The following is a 23743-nucleotide window of genomic DNA, read 5'->3' as shown; positions in this document are numbered from 1 at the left end:
GTCCCGACGTGAGAAATGTGACAGCGGAACAACGTTCCCGCTTTACTGTTTGCGACGTTTGCCGGGGCACGAGGCGGCGGCCGGAGGTCCGGCGGCCGTCCCGCTGGGACGCTTCTGTCAGAGCGCTGCCTTGACTTTCTCGGCCACTTCGGGACTGACCCATTGGGTCCACATGTCCTGATAGTTCTCGAGGAAGTGCTTGGCGGCGTCCTCGTTGGTGCCCTGGTTCTGGTCCATCCAGGCCAGAACCTTGTTGACCGTGCCGTTGTCCCACTTGCGTACCTTGACGTAGTCCATGGCGACGCCGGCCTTATCGGCGAAGGACTTCGTCACGACCGTGAAGACGTCCGAGACCGGGTAGGAGTTGACCTTTGGGTTCGGGCAATCGGGAACTGCGGAGCAGGCGTCCCACTCCTTCTTGTCATGGTCGACACCGAAGGAGAGGCGGGTCATTTCGTACTTGCCTAGAATGGCGGTCGGAGCCCAGTAGTAGCCGAGCCAGCCGGTCTTCTTCTCGAAGGCGTTGGCAATTGAGCCGTCCAGGCCGGCGGCCGAGCCGGTATCGACCAGTTCGAAGCCGGCTTTTTCGGCTTCCAGCGCGTTGAAGAGATTGGCGGTAGAGACCTGGCAGTTCCATCCGGAGGGGCAATTGTGGATGGCGCCCTTGGACGGATCTTCCGGTGCCGGGAACAGATCCGGATGCTTCAGAGCGTCCTGCACGGTCTTGATGTCGGGGTGTGCATCGGCGAGGAACTTCGGTATCCACCATCCCTCGACGCCGCCTTCGCTGAGCAGAGGCGCGGCCTGGATCAGACGGCCTTCCTTGATCGCTGCGTCGAGCGGCGTGCGCACGGCGTTGACCCAGAGTTCCGGCGCCATGTCGGGCTGCGCCTTCTCGTTCATCGAGGCGAAGGTTGGCATCGTGTCGCCGGTAACGAGCTCCACGGTGCAACCATATCCGTTTTCGAGGATGAACTTGTCGACATGGGCGGCGACGCCCGCCGAGGCCCAGTTCATTTCGGCAATACTGACTTCGCCGCATTCCGCGGCTTGCGCCGAGCCCGCCACGGCATAAAGGCCCACGGCGAGAAAGGTGGACGCGAGGAGTTTCTTCATGTTTGCAAGACCTCCCAGTCTTTGTGCAGCCAACGATCGAGGGTGCCGCAGGGGTTATGCTGTCCCGACACCCGATTATTCAGTGAGCAGCCCGAGGTTCGGCATCGGAAGGCCAAAATCATGCCCCCGCTGCGGCAGTGTGGGAGTTCTTTCAAATCCTGGCCGCGGAACCCTGTCGCCAGCCGGATCTCCTCTTCACCGCTACGGCAAGCCTAAGTATTCCCGAAGAGAAATCAACCTCTTCAATCGGACTGCCGTGTCGAACGGCGTCGTCGTCGCGCGTGCATTTCTTGTTTTGGTCTGGCCACAATCTGAGCATTTACGACAAAATTGCCGCAAAATGCGGCCCAGAGCACGGCTTCCCCTGCGAGCCTGTTTCAATCGGGACGTTTCCTGTCGCGATTGCGCCCGGGAATCCGCCCGAGGATGTCGCGAAAAAAAATCAAAAAAATGCGCGATTCACCATTGCTTAAGCCATCAATAACCATCCGGTAACGATGTCAGGCTAATTGTTTGCCTGCGGCGGGCGACTGCCGCAGGTCCGGATCAGGTGTTGCGTACCGGACCTGGACATCCCGCGTTCGGCGCATTGCTACTCATGTTTGCGCATCTGATTATACGCGCGGCGCCGTAGGACGGGGAGAGCGCTCTCGAACGCGAAGAGTGCAGCGATTTCCGGTGTGTTGTGCCGGAGAGACCATGCGTTATTTCGGCGGCCGCATCCCCTCGCACGAGGTCGGGTGCGGCTTTCGCGTTATGGACCCATTCGCCGGTAAAGCGGGCAACAAAAAGCCGCCCCGAAAGGAGCGGCTTGAAGCGGAAAAACGCCTGATTATCCGATGCTGTACGTGCGGATGAAACCGAGCGGGCCGCGAGGTGCGTCCATCTCGACATTACGCACGCGGGACTGGCTCGACGGCGCCTTGGAGTTCCAGGCGATCTGAACGAAATTTGGTTTGCTGAAGACGAACAGCATGACTTTTCTACCTTGGGAGTCCGGGGCTTTGCCCGGAGTTGTTTCGATGGCGTCGATATAGGCGCGAGTGGGTGGAATTTAAATGCCAATGTCGCCATCGCATGTCGCAATTCCGCAAGTCCTGTCGCGATTTCGAACAACGTTCGTGAGCGCCCGAAACGGGCCGTGATTATGCTGCAGCGCCGCGCGTCTTAATCCGACGCGCAAGGGACGCTGCAGCACTTTGAATCGCTGCATGTTTCCATCCTTAAATCAGCTAGGATTTAAGGAAACATGCAGTGGCGAAATGAGGTTGAATCCCGTCGAAAAACGGCCTTTGCCGTCGATGGTTTCGATGCTACGGGAGGCCGCATGACACAGAAAATCATGCTGCAGGGGACCGGCTCGGATGTCGGAAAATCGGTATTGGTGGCCGGGCTCTGCCGGCTCGCCTCCAATCGCGGGATGAAGGTCAGGCCGTTCAAGCCGCAGAACATGTCGAACAACGCCGCCGTTTCCGATGACGGCGGCGAGATCGGCCGGGCGCAATGGCTGCAGTCGCTGGCTGCGCGCGTGCCTTCCTCCGTGCACATGAACCCGGTGCTTTTGAAGCCGCAGTCGGACACCGGCAGCCAGATCATCCTGCAGGGCAAGGTCGCGGGTCAGGCGAAGGGCAGGGAATATCAGGCGCTGAAGCCGAAGCTGCTCGGCGCGGTGATGGAAAGTTTCGAGCTGGTCTCCGCCGGCGCGGATCTTGTCATCGTCGAAGGAGCAGGTTCGCCGGCGGAAGTCAATTTGAGGGCGGGCGATATCGCCAACATGGGTTTTGCCACGCGTGCCGGCGTGCCGGTGGTGCTTGTCGGCGATATCGACCGCGGCGGCGTCATCGCCTCGCTCGTCGGCACCCATGCGATTCTTCCGGAAGAGGATCGGCGGATGGTCCGCGGCTATCTCATCAACAAGTTCCGGGGCGACGTGACGCTCTTCGACGATGGCATTGCCGCCATTCACCGTTTCACCGGCTGGCCTTGTTTCGGCGTGGTGCCGTGGCTGAAGAGCGCCGCGCGGCTGCCGGCCGAGGATTCGGTGGTGCTGGAAAGGCTCGCGCGCGGCGGCGGCAAGGCGTTGAAAGTCGCGGTGCCGGTCCTGTCGCGGATCGCCAATTTCGACGATCTCGATCCGCTGATGGCCGAGCCGGACGTCGATCTCGTCTTCGTCCGGTCCGGCACGCCGATTCCCGACGATGCCGGGCTCGTCGTCATTCCCGGCTCGAAATCGACAATTGCCGACCTCAAGGATTTTCGCGCCGAGGGCTGGGACCGGGACCTTGAGCGCCACCTGCGGCGCGGCGGCCGGGTGATCGGAATTTGCGGCGGCTACCAGATGCTTGGTGCCCGCGTCACCGATCCGCTCGGCATCGAAGGCAGCGAACGCGAGATCGCCGGCCTCGGCGTGCTTGCGGTCGAAACGGAAATGGCGCCGGAAAAGACAGTCCGCAACAGCCGCGCCTGGTCGCTCGAACATGACGTCCCGCTAGACGGCTACGAGATCCATCTCGGCAAGACCACGGGCACCGATTGCGACCGCGCGCCGGTCTCCATCGACGGTCGCCGGGATGGGGCGATCTCCGCCGACGGCAAGGTGATGGGCACCTACCTGCACGGGCTTTTCGGCGGCGACGCCTACCGGGCCGCCCTGCTCAAGAGCTTTGGCATCGAGGGTGGCGGCCGCAATTATCGCCAATCGGTCGATGCGGCGCTCGATGATATCGCCGGCGAACTCGAAGCGGTGCTCGATCCGGTTTGGCTGGACCGGCTGCTCAGCGGCGAGCACGGACCCGGGTGAGGCAGGCGGCAAAGTGCCGAAGAGACCAGTGCGCGGTGCCGCGTGGTACCATTTTGTTGCTTCTCCGCCTTCGGCATTTAAGCTACGGTTGAAATATCCTGGCTATACGCCGCAGGAGCGGCTGTGCCCGTGGAACGGAAGCTCGCAGTGATCCTTGCCGCTGACGTCGCTGGCTACAGCCGGCTTGTCGCTGCCGACGAGGAAGGCGCGCTTGCGACGCTCGGCACCTACAGCGCTGCGATCGGCGATTTCGTCGCCGAGCATGGCGGGCGCGTATTCGGCTCGGCCGGCGACAGCGTCGTGGCGGAATTCCACAGTGCCGTGCAGGCGGTGCGGGCCGCCGTCGCCATCCAGCGCGCGCTCTATCGCCGCAATGCCGATCTCACCCCCGACCACCGGATGGAGTTCCGCATCGGACTAAACCTCGGTGATGTCGTCGTCGAGGGCGACAATCTTCTTGGCGACGGCGTCAACGTAGCAGCCCGGCTGCAGGATGTTGCGCTGCCAGGTGGCATCTGCATTTCGGGCGCGCTTCACGACCAGATCGAGGGCAAGCTCGATTTCCCGCTGGTCCACCTTGGCGACCGCAACCTCAAGAACATTCCGCGTCCCGTGCCGGTGCACAGGGTCGACTGGCGCGGCGAGGATCCGGTCGAGGCGGGCGTACTCGGCGGGCCGCTCAACCCTCCGGACAAGCCCTCGATCGTCGTCCTTCCCTTCGTCAATATGTCGGGCGACCCGGAGCAGGAATATTTTGCCGACGGGCTCACCGAGGACATCATCACCGCGCTCTCGCTCTATCGCTGGTTCTTCGTCATCGCCCGCAACTCGTCCTTCGCCTACAAGGGGCGCGCGGTCGACGTGAAGCAGGTCGGCCGCGATCTCGGTGTGCGCTATATCGTCGAGGGGAGCGTGCGCCGGGCCGGGACGCGCCTGCGCGTGACCGGCCAGCTGATAGAAGCCGAAACCGGCGTCCATCTCTGGGCCCAGCGCTACGACCGCGAACTTGCGGATATCTTCGCCATCCAGGACGAACTCACACAGAATGTCGTCGGCGCCATCGAACCGGAAATCCTCATCGGGGAGAGCCGGCGTGCCCAGTTCAATCCCACCAACAACCTTGACGCCTATGAATGTCACATGCGCGGCACGTGGCATCACAATGTGCAGGACACGGCGGAGCACTTCAGGGAAGCGATTGTCTGGCAACGGCGGGCGATCGCTCTCGATCCCGATTTCGGCCGCGCGCACATGATGCTTGCCCGCGCCCTTTATGCGCGCTGCTTCCACGGCTTCAGCGACGATGTCGACCGCGACAGCGCCGAGCTCTGTGCGGCAGCCGAGCGTGCCGTCGCGCTGGACGAGCGCGACCCCTATTCACACTACGCCATGTGCCTTGCCCATTTCGTGATGCACCGTGCGCCCGCGGCCGTGGAAGAGGCGCAGCGGGCGATCGACCTCAACCCCAACCTGGCGCTCGCGCATATGGGACTTGGCTGGTCCCGGATTTTCGCGGGACGTTTCGCCGAGGCGCTCGACCCGCTCCAAATGGCCCTGAGACTCAGTCCGCACGATCCGCTGACCTATCTATTCCTCAACCACATGGCGCTTGCCCACTATCATCTCGGCAATTACGAGGAGGCGCTGCATTATTCGGAACGCGGCATTTCGCTCCGCCGGGCCTACTTCAACCGTGTCGTGCTTCTCGCGAGCCTTGGGCAGCTTGGCCACGACGAGGAGGCGCGCGAGCTCATTCCGGAAATCATGGCCAATGTGCCGGCCGACATCGCCCATTACTGGAAGATCCTCACGCCGTACGTGGATCCCAGCCACTACGCGCATCTCATCGATGGGCTGCGCAAGGCCGGATTCCCGCTCGTTGCCTAAAGCAACTCCAGCAAAAGTGTATAGCGGTTTTCCGTTTTCGCGGCTGCGCATGTCGCAGGCCGTCGATTGACTTTGCCGATGCCGCTTCATAATTAACGTCTATGGATGGTTCCCCCGCGCCGGAGCGGAACGGGGGAGTAAATGGGAATGTGACGGGGCGGACCCAAACCGGGCGCCCTTATCGCAGCCGACCCCGCGACTGTAGAACGGTCAGGGTTCGCCATCGGGCATGTCGCCTTCTACCGACGATCTGCATGGGGCAGTCTCGCGGGATCGGACGGCAGGCCGGAAAAGCCACTGGCATGGCATCGTTATCAGCCGGGCTGGACGCCTCTTCTTCTACGAATCGTCCGCCTTTCATGATGTCGAAAATGCCGGGAAGGCGAGGCGGGCCCGTTCGGCTTTCAGCAGCTTGTGTTCAGCGATCGTTTGAACGCAATCTCCTGAAGGTCGTGACGCCGTGAGCCAGGAGACCTGCCGTCCGTCAGGGCATTCCGCCCGAAGGGGGACCGTTCCCCGATGCCAGCACGGAGGTTGTCGTGGCTTACAAACTGTCTTTTGAACGTGCGACAAGCGCGTTGCCCGCCCATTTCCGGTTGAAGCCTTCAGTGAACTGAGGCCGGCCGAATGACCATTCCCAATGCCGGACCGATCCTCGTCCTCGGCGGCGCCCGATCCGGCAAATCCTCCTTCGCGGAAAAGCTCGCCGAAGCCTCCGGACTGCCGTTGCATTACGCCGCCACGGGCCGAGCCTGGGACGACGAGATGCGCGATCGTATCCGCCACCACCAGGACACGCGGCGCGGCAAGGGCTGGACGACGCATGAGGAGCCTTTCAATCTCGTCGGCTTGCTTCGCCGCATCGACGACCCGGCTTGCGCGATCCTCATCGATTGCCTGACGCTTTGGGTCACCAACCTGATGATGGAAGAGCGCGACATAACCGCGGAATTCGCGGCGCTCGCCGCTTTCCTGCCCGAGGCGCGGGCGCGCCTCATCTTCGTTTCCAATGAGGTCGGTCTTGGCATCGTTCCGGAAAACCGGATGGCGCGCGAGTTTCGCGACCACGCCGGCCGCCTCCACCAGATCGTTGCGGAGAAATCCGCCGAAGTCTACTTTGTCGCGGCCGGATTGCCGCTGAAAATGAAGGGTTGATCCATGACACTCGCCAAGGCCCACCACGGCAAGATCCCGGCCACAGTCATCACCGGCTTTCTCGGTGCCGGCAAGACGACGATGATCCGCAACCTGTTGCAGAATGCCGACGGCAAGCGCATTGCGCTGATCATCAACGAGTTCGGCGATCTTGGTGTCGACGGCGATGTGCTGAAGGGCTGCGGCGCGGAGGCCTGCACGGAGGACGACATCATCGAACTCACCAACGGCTGCATCTGCTGCACGGTCGCCGATGATTTCATCCCGACCATGACGAAGCTGCTCGAACGCGAGAACCGGCCCGACCACATCGTGATCGAGACCTCCGGCCTTGCCCTGCCGCAGCCGCTGGTCGCCGCCTTTAACTGGCCGGACATCCGCAGCGAAGTGACGGTCGACGGCGTCGTAACCGTCGTCGACAGCGCCGCGGTTGCCGCCGGCCGCTTTGCGGACGACCACGACAAGGTCGATGCGCTCCGCGTCAACGACGACAACCTGGACCATGAAAGCCCGCTCGAAGAGCTTTTCGAGGACCAGTTGACCGCCGCCGACCTCATCGTCCTCAACAAGACCGACCTGATCGACGCCTCGGGCCTCAAGTCCGTTCGCGACGAAGTGGCTTCGCGCATCAGCCGCAAGCCGACGATGATCGAGGCGAAGAACGGCGAGGTGGCCGCCGCCATCCTGCTCGGTCTTGGCGTCGGCACCGAGGGCGAGATCGCCAACCGCAAGTCGCATCACGAAATGGAGCACGAGGCCGGCGATGAGCACGACCACGACGAATTCGACAGCTTTGTCGTCGAGCTCGGCGCGATCAGCGATCCCGCCGCCTTCATCGATCGGCTGAAGGGCGTGATCGCCGAGCACGACGTGCTGCGCCTCAAAGGCTTCGCCGATGTCCCCGGCAAGCCGATGCGCCTTCTGATCCAGGCGGTCGGCAGCCGCATCGATCAGTATTACGACCGGGCCTGGGCGGCTGGCGAGCCACGCGGCACGCGCCTTGTCGTCATCGGCCTGCACGACATGGACGAGGCGGCGGTTCGCGCAGCGATCTCGGCGCTGCTGTGATCGGATAGAAAATGCATCTGCTTCTCGCCCAGAAAGGCACGATCGCCGATGGTAACGAGGCGATCGATCTCGGGCAGAGCCCGGCCGACATCCTGTTCCTCTCGGCCGCCGACACCGAGCTTGCCTCGATCGCGGCGGCGTATGGCCGGCGGACGGGGGCGAGAACGCTGCGCATCGCCAGCCTGATGAACCTGATGCATCCGATGTCGGTCGACACCTATGTCGAGCGCACGGCGCGGCATGCGAAGCTGATCGTCGTGCGCCCGCTCGGCGGCGCCAGCTATTTCCGTTACGTGCTCGAGGCGCTGCATGCGGCAGCGATTGCGAACAAATTCCAGATCGCGGTGCTCCCCGGCGACGACAAGCCTGATCCGGGCCTCGACCCGTTTTCCACGGTGTCTGCGGAGGACCGCAAGCGCCTCTGGGCATATTTCACCGAGGGCGGCGCCGACAATGCAGGGCTCTTCCTCGATTATGCCGAAGCTTTGATTTCCGGCGGCGAGAAGCCACAGCCGGCGCGGCCGCTTCTGAAGGCCGGCATCTGGTGGCCGGGCGCGGGGGTGATCGGGATCGGCGAGTGGCAGCGTCTTGCCGGTGGCGACGAGATACCCCCCTCTGCCCTGCCGGGCATCTCCCCCACAAGGGGGGAGATTGACTCGCGGCCAGGCCCCGTTCCTCAAGCTCCCTCAGAAGTGACTCCGTCTGCTGGGCAGCTCTCCAACCCAGTAGTCGCCGAAACGCAGGCGGTTGCCTCCGTGATCTCCCCCCTTGTGGGGGAGATGTCCGGCAGGACAGAGGGGGGTGCGGCGAGCACGGCGGAGGAGAAGAAGGAAGCCGCGCCCACCGTCGCCATCTGCTTCTACCGCGCTCTCGTCCAGAGCGGCGAAGCCAAACCCGTCGAAGCCTTGATCGAGGCGCTTGCAGCCGAAGGCATGCGGGTGCTTCCGGTGTTCGTCTCGAGCCTCAAGGATCAGGTCTCGATCGGCACGCTGCAGGCGATCTTCGCTGAAGCCGCGCCGGACGTAGTGATGAACGCCACCGGCTTTGCGGTTTCCGCGCCCGGTGCCGACCGCCAGCCGACGGTGCTCGAATCGACCGGCGCGCCGGTGCTGCAAGTTATCTTTTCCGGCTCCTCGCGCGCCGCCTGGGAGGCTTCGCCGCAAGGGCTGATGGCGCGCGATCTCGGCATGAACGTCGCACTGCCGGAGGTGGACGGCCGCATTCTCTCTCGCGCCGTCTCCTTCAAGGCGGCGTCCGTCTATGATCCGGCGGTGGAAGCCAACATCGTCGGGCACGAACCACTTGCCGATCGCGTCCGCTTTGCCGCGCGGCTTGCCGCCAACTGGGTGCAGTTACGCCGGGCAAAACCCGAGGAGCGGCGCGTAGCCATCGTCATGGCCAATTATCCGAACCGCGACGGGCGCCTCGGCAACGGCGTCGGACTCGATACGCCGGCAGGCACCATCGAGGTGCTGAAGGCGATGGCCGCGGAGGGTTATCCCATTGACGGTTTTCCCGAGGACGGCGACGCGCTGATGCGCTTCCTGATGGCCGGGCCGACCAATGCGGCAAGCGGCGACCGGGAAATCCGTGAGGTCATTCCGCTCGCGCAATACAAGGATTTCCTGGGTTCTCTTCCACAGCAGATTCAGGAAGAGGTGACGGCGCGCTGGGGTGACCCCGAAGCCGATCCGTTCTTCCTCGACGGCCTCTTCGCGCTGCCGCTCGCGCGCTTCGGCAACGTCCTCGTCGGCATCCAGCCGGCCCGCGGCTACAGCATCGATCCGAAGGAAACCTATCACGCGCCGGACCTCGTTCCGCCGCACGGTTATCTCGCCTTCTATGCCTTCCTGCGGCAGGTCTTCAAAGCCGACGCGATCGTCCACATGGGCAAGCACGGCAATCTCGAATGGCTGCCCGGCAAGGCTCTGGCGCTTTCGGAAACCTGCTACCCGGAGGTCGTATTCGGCCCGACACCGCATCTCTATCCCTTCATCGTCAACGATCCGGGCGAGGGTACGCAGGCCAAGCGCCGCACCAGCGCCGTTATCATCGACCATCTGACACCGCCTTTGACGCGGGCGGAGTCCTATGGGCCGCTCAAGGACCTGGAGGCGCTGGTCGACGAATATTACGAGGCGGCCGGCGGCGACCCGCGACGGCTCAGGCTCCTCAGCCGGCAGATCCTCGACCTCGTCCGCGACATCGGCCTCGATCACGATGCCGGCATCGAAAAGGCCGACAGCGACGACAAGGCGCTGGAAAAGCTCGACGCCTATCTCTGCGATTTGAAGGAAATGCAGATCCGCGACGGGCTGCATATTTTCGGCGTTGCGCCGGAGGGGCGTTTGCTGACCGACCTCACCGTGGCACTGGCGCGGGTGCCGCGCGGCTTGGGCGAGGGCGGTGACCAGAGCTTGCAGCGGGCGATTGCAGCGGATTTGGGATTAGGGGTTTCTCACCCGGCACGACCCTTCGACCCGCTCGACTGCGTCATGTCCGCGCCGTGGATAGACTCGAGGCCCGCGCTTCTCGCCGCCATTTCGGAGGCACCCTGGCGCACCGCCGGCGATACGGTCGAGCGCATCGAACTTCTCGCCGCGAAACTGGTGTCCGGCGAAATGGCCTGCCCGGCGGATTGGAGCTCGACGCGCGCTGTGCTCGACGAGATCGACACTCGACTAAAACCCTCGATCGAAGGCTCCGGGGAGGCGGAAATCAAAGGCCTGCTTACCGGGCTCGACGGTCGTTTCGTGGCCCCCGGTCCATCCGGCGCGCCGACGCGCGGCCGTCCCGACGTGCTGCCAACCGGCCGCAATTTCTATTCCGTCGACAGCCGGGCGGTACCGACGCCGGCGGCCTACGAGCTTGGCAAGAAATCTGCCGAGCTGCTCATCCGCCGCTATCTGCAAGACCACGGCGAATGGCCATCCTCCTTCGGGCTCACCGCTTGGGGCACCTCCAACATGCGCACCGGCGGTGACGACATCGCCCAGGCGCTGGCGCTGATCGGCGCCAAGCCGGTCTGGGACATGGCCTCGCGTCGCGTCACCGGCTACGAGATCGTGCCGCTTGCGCTGCTCGGTCGTCCGCGCGTCGATGTCACTCTGCGGATCTCCGGCTTCTTCCGCGACGCTTTTCCGGAACAGATCGCGCTCTTCGACAAGGCGATCCGCGCCGTTGGGGCCTTGGACGAGGACGACGCCGACAACATGATCGCCGCGCGCATGCGTGCCGAGACGAGGCGACTCGAGGAGAAGGGCGTGGAGCCGAAGGAGGCCGCGCGGCGCGCCTCCTATCGCGCCTTCGGCGCCAAGCCAGGTGCCTATGGCGCGGGCCTGCAGGCGCTGATCGACGAGAAGGGCTGGGACAGGCGCGGCGATCTTGCTGAAGCCTATCTCACCTGGGGCGGCTATGCCTATGGTGCCGGCGAGGACGGCAAGGCCGAGCGCGGACTGTTCGAGGAGCGGCTGCGAACCATCGAAGCGGTGGTTCAGAACCAGGACAATCGCGAACACGATCTGCTCGACAGCGACGACTATTACCAGTTCGAGGGTGGCATGAGTGCTGCGGCGGAGCACCTCGCCGGCCAGCGCCCGGCGATTTACCACAACGACCATTCGCGCCCCGAAAAGCCGATGATCCGCTCGCTGGAAGAGGAGATCGGCCGCGTGGTGCGCGCCCGCGTCGTCAACCCGAAGTGGATCGATGGCGTCATGCGCCACGGCTACAAGGGCGCCTTCGAAATCGCAGCGACCGTCGACTACATGTTCGCCTTCGCCGCAACCACCGGTGCGGTGCGCGACCACCACTTCGAGGCCGCCTACCAGGCATTCATCGCCGACGAGAAGGTCCTCGATTTCCTGCGCGACAAGAACCCGGCCGCGCTTGCCGAAATGTCGGAACGTTTCCTGGAAGCGCTCGATCGCGGCCTCTGGAATCCGCGCTCCAACTCCGCGCGTTTTGAATTGAACAGCCTGTCCGGTGACGCTGCCGCCCGTCGGCTACGCGCTGGAAACGAATAGGGAGAGATCACCATGAGCGACGAAACGGCAACCAGCGGCGAAGCCGGGCCGGAAAAGGACGAAGCCCGCCACGCCATGAAGATGGCGAAGAAGAAGACCGCGCGCGAAAAGATCATGGCGACGAAGACCGACGAAAAGGGCCTGATCATCGTCCACACCGGCAAGGGCAAGGGCAAGTCGACCGCCGGCTTCGGCATGATCTTCCGCCACATTGCCCACGGCATGCCCTGCGCTGTCGTGCAGTTCATCAAGGGTGCCATGCAGACCGGCGAGCGTGACCTGATCGAGAAGCATTTCGGCGATCTCTGCCAGTTCTACACGCTCGGCGAGGGCTTCACCTGGGAGACGCAGGACCGCGCCCGCGACGTGGCGACGGCCGAGAAAGCCTGGGAAAAGGCCAAGGAACTGATCCGCGACGAGCGCAACTCCATGGTGCTGCTCGACGAGATCAACATCGCTCTGCGATACGACTACATCGATGTCGCGGAGGTCGTGCGCTTTCTGAAAGAAGAGAAGCCGCATATGACGCATGTGGTGCTTACCGGCCGCAACGCCAAGGAAGATCTGATCGAGATCGCCGATCTGGTGACCGAGATGGAACTCGTCAAGCATCCGTTCCGCTCCGGCATCAAGGCACAGAAGGGCATCGAATTCTGACGATGCAAAGCTGGCAGTTCTACAGCGCCGCGCGTCCTCTTCAGACGCGCAAAGGTCGCTGTAGCACTTTGAATTGCTGCATGATCTTCTCCTTAAATCGGTTCCGATCTAAGGAAACATGCGGCGCGCGTTGCTTTCAGCGGTTTTCGCGGCGCTCACTGCCATTTTTGCCAAAGTAGGGGTCGCCAATGTCAATTCCGACTTCGCGACGCTCGTCCGCACGGTCGTCATCCTTGCGGTGCTGGTCGCGACCGTCGCTGCGACCGGACAGTGGCAAAGGCCGGCCGAAATTTCCGGGCGCACCTGGCTTTTCCTCGCGCTTTCCGGCCTTGCCACCGGCGCCTCATGGCTTGCCTATTTCCGGGCGCTGAAACTCGGCGACGCCGCTCGCGTAGCCCCGATCGACAAGCTCTCGATCGTCTTCGTCGCGATGTTCGGCGTGCTATTTCTGGGTGAGAAGCTCAACCTGATGAATTGGCTCGGCGTCGGCCTGATCGCCGCCGGCGCTTTGCTGCTGGCGTTTTTTTTAGGGCCGCCGTCACATGCCCAGCCAGATCCTGAGCGGGTGGGCCGGGTCAGCGAGCAGCCGGATTGCCAGCGCGATCGAAACGATGACGAGCAGCGGCTTGATGATCTTCGCGCCCTTCGCCATCGCAAAACGCGAGCCGACCTGCGCGCCGAGGAACTGGCCCGCGCCCATCGTCAGGCCGACCTTCCAGAGCACCACGCCATAGGCAAGAAAAACGAAGAAGGCGCCGAGATTGGAGCCGAAATTCAGGAACTTCGTGTGGGCGGTCGCCTTGATGATGCCGAAGCCGCCGAGCGTGACGAAGCCGAGCATGAAGAAGGAGCCGGTCCCGGGACCGAAGACGCCGTCATAGAAGCCGATGAGCGGCACGAAGGTGAGCGTGAAGGCAAGTCTCGAGATACGGTGATGTCTTTCGACGTCGCCGATGTTGGGCTTGCAGCCGAAATAGACGGCGATTGCGATCAGCAGGAAGGGCAAAACGGCCTTGAGCGCGTCCGCGGGAACGACCGTGGCGAGCAGGGCGCCGAAGACGGAGCCAAGCGCCGCCATTGCCGCCATCGGCAGCTGCTCCTTCAGGCTCACGTGCCCATGCCGGGCATAGGCGAGGCTCGCAGAGCCGGAACCGAAGAGCGATTGCAGCTTGTTGGTGCCGAGCGTTTCGAGCGGCGGAATGCCCGCGATCAGCATGGCGGGAATGGTGATCATTCCCCCGCCGCCGGCGATCGAATCGATGAACCCGGCAATGAAGGCGGCGGCAAAGAGGAAGAGCAGGATGTGGAGGGCGAGGTCGTGCACGGGAGGCTCAGTAAGCGGAGTGGCAGCGGAATTGTTTCTGCCTTGTGCCAGAGCTTGGCGGGAAATGCAAAGACAGGATTTGAGACTTCGACAGAAGAGGAGCATGCCGGCTATATGGTTCTCCTCGCCGCCGCATCCCGGCAGCGCACGACCGGCGGCTATTCCCTCCGGTTGTAGTTCAAATCGACGTCGTTGTCTGCGTCCATGCCACTAATGCCGTGTTCCTCCATGGCAAGCCAGCATCGGCGGCGGAATACCTGGCTCGGGTTGCCCAGCGCCTGGTTGCGCAGGAATTCGCCCGCCCGCGCCCGCGTGAGGCCCGTGTCTTCGCCACGTAATGTCCTGACCGAGTACCAGTATTGTCCCAACCAGATTTCAGGCGTAACGCGCGCTACAGTTTCGCGGCCGACTATGTATTCCGCCATATTTGCCTTACCTTCTTCTGCCCGACCTGCCGCTACTGGGCCTGACCGACCCGGCAACATCTGCAGGATGTCAGGCAACTGCCGTGCCAATCGACTCAGACAGGGCCAACATTGAATTTTCGACGATTTTCGGCGCCTATGTGCCAAAAGTAATTCAATATGATTAAATTTTGCACTGTGTTGCTGTTGCAATAGGCAGTTGCTGAAAAATGCGCCTGCATTCTGCTGCCACAGCCACATTTTAGCGCTAATGGAGGAGTATAATAAAACAGTAGTGGTCTGCCCGGGGCCTCACGTTGAACTCCTGATCACTCGAAACATGATCATCAGCAAAACGATCGGTCTGCATGAGAAAGCCGGGCGGCGGCGGTGTGCCGCGGTGACCGGAGCGTTTCTCTGTCAACGGGTGTGACCTGCACATCAAGCATGGAGATGTGACATGGCACAAGCAAGTCAATCCATTGAAGCCCAACATCGTAAGACCCTTCCAGAGATCAATTGGGAGGATGTCAAGGAAGCCGGTTGCTACGTCGACGAGTCATCGGGCGACCTGTTCCGCATACCGGCGGAGGCTCTCATCGCTGGCGGCTCTCCTATGGTGGTGAGGGAAAGCAGCGGGGCGTCTCGTCTGCGTCAGTTGAGCACGGATCCCTTCATGTCTTCGTTGAAGGCTCGGCTCCTGTGCGCTCAGCACAATATCGAGCCGAACTTCTGAGGGCTTGAATTCAGGGCGGCGTCGGCGAGCCGTGCCGGCGCCAAGCGCATAGATCCCAGGGTGTTTGTGGATGCTTCATGGGGCGATGAGCTTGACTGTACCGGGCATTACGAATGCCCCCTCCTAGTGCACTTGAAACGCCCGGTATCGCGATGACAAGGGGTTTGTCCGCAGGCCCTGAAGTCAAAATTCGGAGGAACTCATGGCAAGAACTGTTAATCAATCGATCGAAAGCCGGCGCCGCAGAACCCTTCCAGAAATCGACTGGGCCGACATCACCCAGCCCGGCTGCTATGTGGACGAGGCCTCAGGCGACCTGTTCCGCATCCCAAAGGAGGTATTCTCCAAGGGCAACTCGTCGCTGGTGGTGCGCGAAAGCCGCGGCGCGTCACGTCTGCGGCGTATCGCCGATGATCCCTTCCTATCTTCGTTGAAGGCCCGGATCATCTGCGCACAGCACAATATCGCAGCGAACTTCTGAACAAAGGGATGGACTGAGCGGAACGAGTTCGACCCCGCGCCGTTTACGACACCCCGATGGCGCGATCTGGTTTGACCGCCCTGATGGGCTCCGGTAAAAATGACAATCATGCGACGGCGTCTGCTTCGAGCGGACTGTAAGAGCGTCCGGTGCGGCCGACCCATACAGGGGGCCTGATCCGGTGCTGTCCAGACCGGTGCGGCTGTCTGCCCAGGCCGGCGCTTCGTATGGAACGCCGACCGCTGCCGGCATCCGGAGGTTTCCGGAAGCTGTGCAGCAAATCACAGAGCAGCGTGCGTATCGAGGCGGATGCGCGGGGCTGCGGGGGAGCCGCACAGCATATGCCTTCGGTCAACGGACCAACTGTCACCAATCTTGTACTCGGCCTCGGCTGCGAACGAAACGCCGCGTCCGAGGAAGTGATTGCGCTTGCGGAGCAGGCACTTTCAGAAGCTGGTCTCGGAAAGGGTGACATCGATTTGGTCGCTTCGCTCGACGCCCGTATTGAAGAGCCGGCAATCCATGCCGCTGCGCGTCATTTTTCCGTGCCGCTGCGCTTCTTCGACGCCTCGACGCTGGAGGCGGAAACCGGGCGACTGCAGAACCCGTCGGACATCGTCTTTGCGCATACCGGCTGCCACGGCGTGGCGGAAGGCGCAGCACTTGCCGGCGCAGGCCAGTATGCGGTGTTGATCGTGCCAAAAATCCGCTCGGCCCGCGCGACAGCGGCGATCGCCGGTCCCGCACGCGCAACCGGAGGTGCCGCTATTCGCACGAAGCGTGCGGGGGCCGCCTGATGGCTTTCTCGGTTTGTCGGCATATTTCGTTTGAAGAGCAGATTCAATGCTCTGTCGCCGATTTCTATCAAAGTGAATTACCTGCCTCGCAGGTTGAAGCAGGTCTGCTGTCCCGTGAGACCTCAAGGATCATGCCATGACGGATGCAATTTTTGCCGGTCTACCCGAACTCGAACCCGGTTCCGTCTGGCTGGTCGGCGCCGGGCCGGGCGATCCCGGTCTTTTGACGTTGCATGCCGCCAATGCGCTGCGTCAGGCCGACGTCATCGTCCATGATGCACTGGTGAACGGCGATTGCCTGAAGCTCGCAAAGCCCGGTGCCGCCCTCGAATATGCCGGAAAGCGTGGCGGCAAACCTTCCCCGAAGCAGCGCGATATCTCGCTGCGCCTTGTCGAACTGGCACGCGCCGGAAACCGCGTGCTCCGCCTCAAGGGCGGCGATCCGTTCGTCTTCGGTCGGGGCGGCGAGGAAGCCTTGACGCTCGTGGAACATCGCATTCCGTTCCGCATCGTACCGGGCATCACCGCCGGCATCGGCGGCCTTGCCTATGCCGGTATTCCGGTGACGCATCGCGAGGTCAACCATGCCGTGACCTTCCTGACCGGGCACGATTCCTCCGGTGTCGTGCCGGACCGAATCAACTGGGAGGGCATCGCCAAGGGCTCGCCGGTGATCGTCATGTACATGGCGATGAAACATATCGGCCAGATTGCTACCAATCTCATCGCCGGCGGCCGCTCGCCGGAGGAGCCGGTTGCCTTCGTCTGCAATGCCGCGACACCAGAGCAGGTGGTGCTGGAGACGACTCTTTCGCGCGCCGAAGCCGATGTCGCGGCCTCCGGCCTCGAGCCGCCGGCAATCGTTGTCGTCGGCGAGGTCGTTCGCCTACGCGCGGCACTCGACTGGCTCGGGGCACGCGATGGGCGCGTGCTGGCGTCGGATCCCTTTGCGAACCGTGCTCTGCGGGATCGCGCATGAGCGGTCTTCTGATTGCCGCCCCGAGCTCCGGCTCGGGCAAGACCATGGTGACGCTTGGGCTGATGCGGGCGCTAAGGCGGCGCGGCATCGCCATCGCACCCGGCAAGGCCGGGCCTGACTATATCGATCCTGCCTTCCACACCGCCGCAAGCGGTGAACCGTGTTTCAACTATGACCCTTGGGCGATGCGCCCCGAACTACTCGTCGCCAATGCCGAACAGGCGGTGGCAGCCGGTCGCACGCTTGTCGTCGAGGCGATGATGGGGCTTCACGACGGCGCCGTCGACGGCACGGGCGCGCCGGCGGATCTCGCCGCGACGCTCGGACTCGCTGTGATTCTCGTGGTCGATTGTGCCCGCCTGTCCCATTCGGTTGCTGCGCTGGTGCGCGGTTACGCCGACTACCGCGACGACATCCGCGTCGTCGGCGTCATCCTCAACAAGGTTGGCAGCGATCGCCACGAGCTCATGCTGCGCGATGCGCTCGACCGTTCCGGCGTGGCGATTTTTGGCGTCCTGCGGCAGGACAGCTCGCTGAAGCTGCCGGAGCGTCACCTAGGCCTCGTGCAAGCGGGCGAACACGGCAGCCTTGAATCCTTCATCGACTATGCCGCGACGCTCATCGAGGCGAAGTGCGATCTCGACGCCATCCTGGCCGTCACAACGCCCTCATCGCAACCGCCGGCCGAGCCCAGCGTTGCCGCGCTGAAGCCGCTCGGCCAGCGAATCGCTATCGCCCGCGACGTCGCCTTCGCTTTCTGCTATGCGCATCTCGTTGCCGGTTGGCGCAGGCAGGGTGCGGAAGTTTCCTTCTTTTCGCCGCTTGCGGATGAAGCACCGGTGAGCGCCGCAGACGCGATCTATCTCCCGGGTGGCTATCCCGAATTGCATGGCGAAAAACTTGCCGGGGCGACGCATTTCCGCAAGGCAATGCAAGGTGCGGCGGAGGCGGGCGTGCGCATCTTCGGCGAGTGCGGCGGCTACATGACGCTCGGCGAGGGGCTTGTCGCCGCGGATGGCAGGCGTTACGAAATGCTTGGCCTTCTGCCGCTGGTGACCAGTTTTGCTGAACGCAAGCGGCACCTCGGCTACCGGCGCGTCGCGCCGCTCGACAACGCATTTTTCGATGGACCGATGACGGCGCACGAGTTCCACTACGCGACCATTGTCTCCGAAGGGGCGGCCGAACCGCTCTTTGCGGCCCACGACGCCGCGGGCAACGATCTCGGCAAGGTGGGCCTCAGGCGCCGGAATGTCGCCGGTTCCTTCATGCATCTCATCGATCTCTCGGGCAGACAATGACCGCTCCCATCCTTCATGGCGGCGGGATCACCGAGGCCGCCGAGCGTTTCGGCGGTGCGCCGGCCGAATGGCTCGACCTTTCGACCGGCATCAACCCGTGCCCGGTTTCATTGCCGGTGATCGATCCCAGCGTCTGGCATCGCCTCCCGGACCGGAACGTCGAGGAGGCGGCCCGTCTCGCCGCGAGCCGCTACTATGGAACCGGTGATGCCATGCCCCTGCCGGTACCCGGCACCCAGGCCGCGATCCAGTTGCTGCCGCGTCTGGTCGAAGCCGGGAGACGTGCCGCCGTTTTCGCGCCGACCTATGGCGAATACGCTCGCGTGCTTTCTGCCGCCGGCGTCGCGGTCGATCCCGTCCGGCGCGCCGACGATCTTGCCGCCGCCCACGGCCTCGCGGTGGTCGTCAATCCCAACAACCCGACCGGGCGGCTCTTCTCCCCTGACGAAATCCTTGCCATGGCGGAGGCCATGAATGCGCATGGCGGCTTGCTGGTGGTCGACGAGGCCTTCGGTGATCTTGAGCCGGGTGCCAGCGTTGCCCGCTATGCAGCGACCTCCGACAATCTCCTGGTGTTCCGCTCCTTCGGCAAGTTCTTTGGGCTTGCAGGCCTGAGGCTCGGCTTCGTCATCGCTCGTCCTTCTGTGCTTGCAGCGTTCCGCGAATGGCTCGGTCCCTGGGCGGTTTCCGGCCCGGCACTCGCCGTTTCGGCAAAGCTCATGGAAGGCGACACTGAGGCAACCGCGAGAGGGATCGCCTTGCGCAAGGCCGGGCTCGATACGGTACTCAGAGCAGCCGGCCTGAAAATCGCGGGCGGCACGGGTCTTTTCGCGCTGGTCGAGAACGAGCGGGCATGCCACCTTCACACCGCGCTTTGCGAAGCGCGCATCCTGACACGCAAGTTCGACTACGATCCGCGTTGGCTCAGGATCGGACTCACCCCGGACGAAAACGGCGATCGGCGGCTTGCCGAGGCTTTGCAGCGGACAGGTGTGTAATTGACTGTTGAAATTTTCCTCATCCTCGTTGTTGCACTGGTTATCGATCGTCTGGTCGGCGATCCCGACTGGCTCTGGGAGCGCGTGACGCATCCGGTCGTCTTTTTTGGCAAGGCCATCGGGCTTCTCGACGAGGTACTCAATCGCGGCAGCGCGGGGGCGCTCGCCCTGAAGGTGAGGGGGCTGGCGGCGATCCTGCTCCTGCTCGCGGCAAGCATCGCGGTTGGCGTCGTTTTTCATCGCCTTTTCGATGTGCTGGGCGCCATCGGCTTCCTGCTGGAAGCCATCGTCGTTGCCGTCTTCCTTGCACAGAAGAGCCTCGCCGATCACGTGAGGCACGTGGCGCAGGCCCTGCGTCAAGACGGGCTTGAAGGCGGCAGGGCGGCCGTATCGATGATCGTCGGCCGCGATCCGAAGACGCTCGACGAGCCGGGCGTCTGCCGGGCCGCCATCGAAAGCCTCGCGGAAAATTTCTCCGATGGCGTTGTGGCTCCCGCCTTCTGGTACGCAATCGCCGGGCTTCCGGGTCTGTTCGCCTACAAGATGCTGAATACGGCCGACTCGATGATCGGTCACAAGAGCCCGAAATATCTGCATTTCGGCTGGACCGCGGCACGGCTGGACGACCTTGCCAACCTGCCGGCGGCGCGCATTTCGATCCTGCTGGTAGCCGCCGGGGCCTATTTCAAACAGGGTGCGGAGGAGGCGAGAACTGCGATCGATGTGGCACGGCGCGACCACGGTCTCCATCGGTCGCCGAATTCCGGTTGGCCCGAGGCTGCGATGGCGGGGGCCTTGAATATCCAGCTTGCCGGGCCGCGGACCTATGCCGGCGTGAAGGTCGACGAGCCGATGATCAACGAGCCCGGCAGATCGATCGCGACACCTGAAGACATCGATGACGCCGTTTCCGTTTTTTATGGCGCCTGCTCGGCGATGACGCTCGTCTTTGGCGTCGCGGCTTTGGTCGCGTCGTTGTTCTAAGTTTCAGCGGGCGCAAGCTGGTTTAGGCTGTGGCAGGGTGATGCGACGGCCGAACGCGCTGCCGCCGTGCGTAATGCGGGCATGCGTCTTGCCGTGATGGTTGGTCAACCGCGGACGATCCCTCGTGCCGAATATCCGCCGTTTCCTGTCGGTCAGGTCGATCAGGAAGGCCTTGAAAGGCTGCGAACGATTGCACCGGACGCAATTCTTCTCGATGATCCGCGTTTGGCTACGGCAGGCGTCGTCAGATAGAAGCTGACTGCGATGCAAGGCGGTGCCGTTGCATTAATCCATTCCGGCGAAGCGCGTCAGCCGGTCGATGTCGGGCACGACAACGCGGCGGCTGTTCTCGACGAGGATCACCCCGTCCTTGCGCAGCTTGGTGATCTGGCGGCTCACCGTTTCGATGGTGAGGCCGAGATAGTCGGCGATATCGGCGCGAGAGAGTGGTAGGTCGAATTCGCTCGCACGGCCATGCTCGGGATCGATGTGGGTGGCGATGAGGTAGAGAAAGCTCGCGACCTTTTCCTGCGCGGTCTTGCGGCCGAGCGTCAGCATCCAGTCGCGTGCCTCGTCGAGCTCCTTGAGAGCCTGCTCGTGCAGCCGGTGCTCGAGGCCCGGGACTTCCGCGACCAGACGCTCGACAACGGCACGCGGGAAAGCGCAGATATCGATACCGGTTGCCGCCTCGGCGCTCAGCGCACTTTCGCGGGTGAAGGGCCGGCCCATGAAGTCGGGCGCGAACTGCAGGCCGACGATCTGCTGGCGGCCGTCGGAGAGCATCTTGCTGAGTTTCACCACGCCGCGAATGATGTTCGCATAGTTGTTTGTCGTTTCGCCCTGGCCGACCATCTCGCTGCCCGGATCGACGCGCCGGCGTGTCGAATGGCGGCTGAGTTCGGTCAACTGGCTCGGCGTGAGTGTGCTGCAGACGCCGCCGTGGCGCGCCTCGCAGGCGGCGCAGACGACCGGAATCTCCGAATTATGAATGTCCTTGCGGCTTTGTTCGCTCACGATTTGCAATTCTTCCGTTCCCCGCTTTGTGTGCCAAAAGAACAAGAAAGGATTGACGCGCGCAAAGCAAGAGTTGACGGGTGCCAACTCCTGAACCGCGAAACTATGTCTCAGACAAAATTGCGAATTGTCAATTTGCGGGCGGTTTTGCGGCTCACTTGATCAAAATCAAAGGCGGCCGCGCGACGCTCCCTTATCTCTCCGTGACCAGCCTGGAGAGAAAGATGGAAGACGCACTCGTTCTGAAGTATGCGGCGCCGGTGCCGCGATATACCAGCTATCCGACCGCGCCACACTTTTCCGAAGTGATCGGCAATGCGGAATACGGGAGTTGGCTTGGCGCGATCGGCGAGGGTGAGGGCCTGTCGCTTTACGCACATATTCCCTATTGCGACCGGCTCTGCTGGTTCTGCGCCTGTCACACGAAGCAGACTCTGCGTTATGATCCTGTGACCGCCTATTTGGTGGGCCTGCATCGAGAGATCGAGGCGATCGGTCGACGGGTGACAGGCGGTGCGCCGGTCTCTGCCTTGCACCTTGGCGGCGGCTCGCCGACGCTCGTCCGGCCGGACGATCTGATCGCGCTGAAGAGCCAGTTGTCGCGGCATTTCACCTTTTCCGAGGATTGCGAGATCAGCGTCGAGATCGACCCGAACGACCTCGACGAGGCGCGCCACGATGCGCTGGCGGCGATCGGCATGACCCGGGCGAGCTTCGGCATCCAGGATTTCGATCCGGTCGTGCAGAAGGCCATCAATCGCATCCAGACCTATGAGCAGACGCGCGACGCGATCGAGTCGTCGCGGGCGCGCGGCGTGCGTTCCGTGAATTGCGATGTGCTTTACGGTCTGCCGCATCAAACGATGGAAACGCTTAAGCGAACCATCGACGCGGTGCTGTCCCTCGGCCCCGACCGCGTCGCGCTGTTCGGCTATGCCCATGTGCCGTGGATGAAGAAGCATCAGCAGATGATCCCGGAGGAATGCCTGCCGGATGTTGTCGCCCGCTACGCCCAGATGGCGCGTGCAGCGGAGATGCTCGTCGCGGCCGGTTACGAGGCGATCGGCATCGACCATTTCGCGCGGCCCTCCGACACGCTCGCCGTTGCCAGTCGGGAAGGGCGCTTGCGACGGAATTTCCAGGGTTACACCGATGACGCGGCAGAAACGCTGATCGGCCTTGGGGCTTCGGCGATCGGCCAGTTCCGCGAGGGCTATATGCAGAACATGCCGGCGACCGGGGAATATCTGCGCCGGGTGGAGCAGGGCGGCCTTGCCGCGGTCCGCGGCTATGCGCTCACGCCCGAGGATCGGTTGCGGGCGCGGGTGATCTCGCTCGTCATGTGCGAGTTCGCTTTCTCCTTCGAGCGCATCGACGCGGAATTCCCGGCGCTAGCCGCACTGGTCATCGAGGAGGCACGGCTTTTCCGTGCGCGCGATGGCGATCGCCTTTCGACGATTGAGGCCGGCGTTTTCAAGCTGACGGCGCGTGGTCGGCCCTTCGCCCGCTCGGTTGCGGCCGCCTTCGACGCCCATCTTTCGAACGGCCGCGGCCGCCATTCGGTCGCCGTTTAGCAACACCGTTTTTTGAATCGCCAAAGCAATCGGCATGGCAAAAGCCAAGAGGCATTGGCTTTTGCCGTGCATTTTTCTATAGGGATCGCCAAGACTCGATTTTCATGAGGTATGCGCGTGACAGCAACATTCGACAAGGTCGCCGATATTATTGCGGAAACCAGCGAGATCGATCGCGAGACGATCAAGCCGGAAAGCCACACGATCGATGATCTCGGCATCGACAGCCTGGACTTCCTAGACATCGTTTTTGCGATCGACAAGGAATTCGGGATCAAGATCCCGCTTGAGCAGTGGACCCAGGAAGTCAACGAAGGCAAGGTTTCGACCGAAGAATACTTCGTGCTGAAGAACCTCTGTGCGAAGATCGACGAACTTCGGGCTGCCAAAGCGGGATGAGGAAAAGTGTGAAGCGGTTTCCTCCCGCATTCCGCTTTACTTTG

General features: G+C 62.9%; 20 protein-coding genes and 1 pseudogene. 16 read left to right on the top strand and 5 right to left on the bottom strand.

All coding sequences use genetic code 11. From position 1 onward, the window contains the following. Positions 1-117 precede the first annotated feature (117 nt). A complete protein-coding gene (locus RB548_RS09095) occupies positions 118-1116 on the bottom strand; it encodes an ABC transporter substrate-binding protein (protein WP_331374604.1) in 999 nt (332 codons plus the stop codon). Between the two features lie 832 nt (positions 1117-1948). Further along, positions 1949-2092 carry a hypothetical protein gene (locus tag RB548_RS09090; RefSeq protein WP_331374603.1) on the bottom strand — a complete coding sequence of 48 codons (144 nt, stop codon included), beginning with the start codon at positions 2090-2092 and terminating at the stop codon, positions 1949-1951. 351 nt (positions 2093-2443) lie between these two features. On the opposite strand from RB548_RS09090, the gene RB548_RS09085 reads away from it, so the two are divergent. The 7 genes and pseudogenes from RB548_RS09085 to RB548_RS09055 form a co-directional block, all read left to right on the top strand. Next, complete coding sequence (locus RB548_RS09085; RefSeq protein ID WP_331374602.1) at positions 2444-3916, top strand: cobyric acid synthase; 1473 nt, start codon at positions 2444-2446, stop codon at positions 3914-3916. A gap of 129 nt (positions 3917-4045) precedes the next feature. Beyond that, on the top strand, positions 4046-5803 hold the full coding sequence (locus tag RB548_RS09080) for an adenylate/guanylate cyclase domain-containing protein (protein WP_331374601.1): 1758 nt from the start codon (positions 4046-4048) through the stop codon (positions 5801-5803). A gap of 627 nt (positions 5804-6430) precedes the next feature. Further along, complete coding sequence (gene cobU, locus RB548_RS09075) at positions 6431-6958, top strand: bifunctional adenosylcobinamide kinase/adenosylcobinamide-phosphate guanylyltransferase (protein WP_331374600.1); 528 nt, start codon at positions 6431-6433, stop codon at positions 6956-6958. Between the two features lie 3 nt (positions 6959-6961). Then, positions 6962-8026 (top strand): cobalamin biosynthesis protein CobW, encoded by a 1065-nt coding sequence (cobW, locus tag RB548_RS09070; protein WP_331374599.1) that lies wholly within the window; start codon positions 6962-6964, stop codon positions 8024-8026. 11 nt (positions 8027-8037) lie between these two features. Continuing rightward, entirely contained in the window at positions 8038-12051 is a 4014-nt protein-coding gene (cobN, locus tag RB548_RS09065) for a cobaltochelatase subunit CobN (RefSeq protein WP_331374598.1), read from the top strand. A 12-nt stretch (positions 12052-12063) separates the two neighbouring features. Further along, on the top strand, positions 12064-12708 hold the full coding sequence (cobO, locus tag RB548_RS09060) for a cob(I)yrinic acid a,c-diamide adenosyltransferase (protein ID WP_331374597.1): 645 nt from the start codon (positions 12064-12066) through the stop codon (positions 12706-12708). Positions 12709-12826: 118 nt separating this feature from the next. After that, positions 12827-13234, top strand: a pseudogene (locus tag RB548_RS09055) (EamA family transporter); the annotation flags it as partial. 12 nt (positions 13235-13246) lie between these two features. Here the strand turns inward: RB548_RS09055 and RB548_RS09050 are convergent. Together RB548_RS09050 and RB548_RS09045 are read right to left on the bottom strand one after the other, a co-directional pair. Further along, positions 13247-14032 (bottom strand): TSUP family transporter, encoded by a 786-nt coding sequence (locus tag RB548_RS09050; RefSeq protein WP_331374596.1) that lies wholly within the window; start codon positions 14030-14032, stop codon positions 13247-13249. 158 nt (positions 14033-14190) lie between these two features. Further along, positions 14191-14457 (bottom strand): hypothetical protein, encoded by a 267-nt coding sequence (locus RB548_RS09045; protein ID WP_331374595.1) that lies wholly within the window; start codon positions 14455-14457, stop codon positions 14191-14193. 439 nt (positions 14458-14896) lie between these two features. Between RB548_RS09045 and RB548_RS09040 the strand changes: the two genes are divergently transcribed. The 7 genes from RB548_RS09040 (at position 14897) to cbiB (ending at position 20712) form a co-directional block, all read left to right on the top strand. Next, on the top strand, positions 14897-15172 hold the full coding sequence (locus tag RB548_RS09040) for a hypothetical protein (RefSeq protein ID WP_331374594.1): 276 nt from the start codon (positions 14897-14899) through the stop codon (positions 15170-15172). A 202-nt stretch (positions 15173-15374) separates the two neighbouring features. Next, entirely contained in the window at positions 15375-15653 is a 279-nt protein-coding gene (locus RB548_RS09035) for a hypothetical protein (protein ID WP_331374593.1), read from the top strand. 341 nt (positions 15654-15994) lie between these two features. Beyond that, positions 15995-16450, top strand: a complete 456-nt coding sequence (locus tag RB548_RS09030) for a cobalamin biosynthesis protein (RefSeq protein ID WP_331374592.1) — start codon at positions 15995-15997, stop codon at positions 16448-16450. A gap of 136 nt (positions 16451-16586) precedes the next feature. Then, complete coding sequence (gene cobA, locus RB548_RS09025; protein ID WP_331374591.1) at positions 16587-17429, top strand: uroporphyrinogen-III C-methyltransferase; 843 nt, start codon at positions 16587-16589, stop codon at positions 17427-17429. Then, positions 17426-18730, top strand: a complete 1305-nt coding sequence (locus RB548_RS09020; RefSeq protein ID WP_331374590.1) for a cobyrinate a,c-diamide synthase — start codon at positions 17426-17428, stop codon at positions 18728-18730. Before cobA ends, RB548_RS09020 begins: the two co-directional genes overlap by 4 nt. Further along, positions 18727-19728 (top strand): threonine-phosphate decarboxylase CobD, encoded by a 1002-nt coding sequence (cobD, locus tag RB548_RS09015; protein WP_331374589.1) that lies wholly within the window; start codon positions 18727-18729, stop codon positions 19726-19728. The genes RB548_RS09020 and cobD overlap by 4 nt, the downstream gene beginning before the upstream one ends. Then, positions 19729-20712, top strand: coding sequence for an adenosylcobinamide-phosphate synthase CbiB (cbiB, locus tag RB548_RS09010; RefSeq protein WP_331374588.1), 984 nt, complete (start codon positions 19729-19731; stop codon positions 20710-20712). A gap of 285 nt (positions 20713-20997) precedes the next feature. Here the strand turns inward: cbiB and RB548_RS09005 are convergent, their stop codons facing one another. Next, the gene (locus RB548_RS09005; RefSeq protein ID WP_331374587.1) at positions 20998-21735 is read right to left on the bottom strand and encodes a Crp/Fnr family transcriptional regulator; all 738 of its coding nucleotides are present in this window, start codon (positions 21733-21735) and stop codon (positions 20998-21000) included. 215 nt (positions 21736-21950) lie between these two features. On the opposite strand from RB548_RS09005, the gene hemN reads away from it, so the two are divergent. Together hemN and RB548_RS08995 are read left to right on the top strand one after the other, a co-directional pair. Further along, entirely contained in the window at positions 21951-23300 is a 1350-nt protein-coding gene (gene hemN / locus RB548_RS09000; protein WP_331374586.1) for an oxygen-independent coproporphyrinogen III oxidase, read from the top strand. A 111-nt stretch (positions 23301-23411) separates the two neighbouring features. After that, positions 23412-23699: an acyl carrier protein gene (locus tag RB548_RS08995; RefSeq protein ID WP_010969581.1), complete on the top strand. Its 288-nt coding sequence runs from the start codon at positions 23412-23414 to the stop codon at positions 23697-23699. The last annotated feature ends 44 nt before the right edge of the window (positions 23700-23743 follow it).

The sequence above is a fragment of the Sinorhizobium chiapasense genome (assembly GCF_036488675.1).
Classification (GTDB): domain Bacteria; phylum Pseudomonadota; class Alphaproteobacteria; order Rhizobiales; family Rhizobiaceae; genus Sinorhizobium; species Sinorhizobium chiapasense.
The sequence above is the reverse complement of the archived record's forward strand: the minus strand, read 5'-3'. Positions and strand labels throughout refer to the sequence as shown.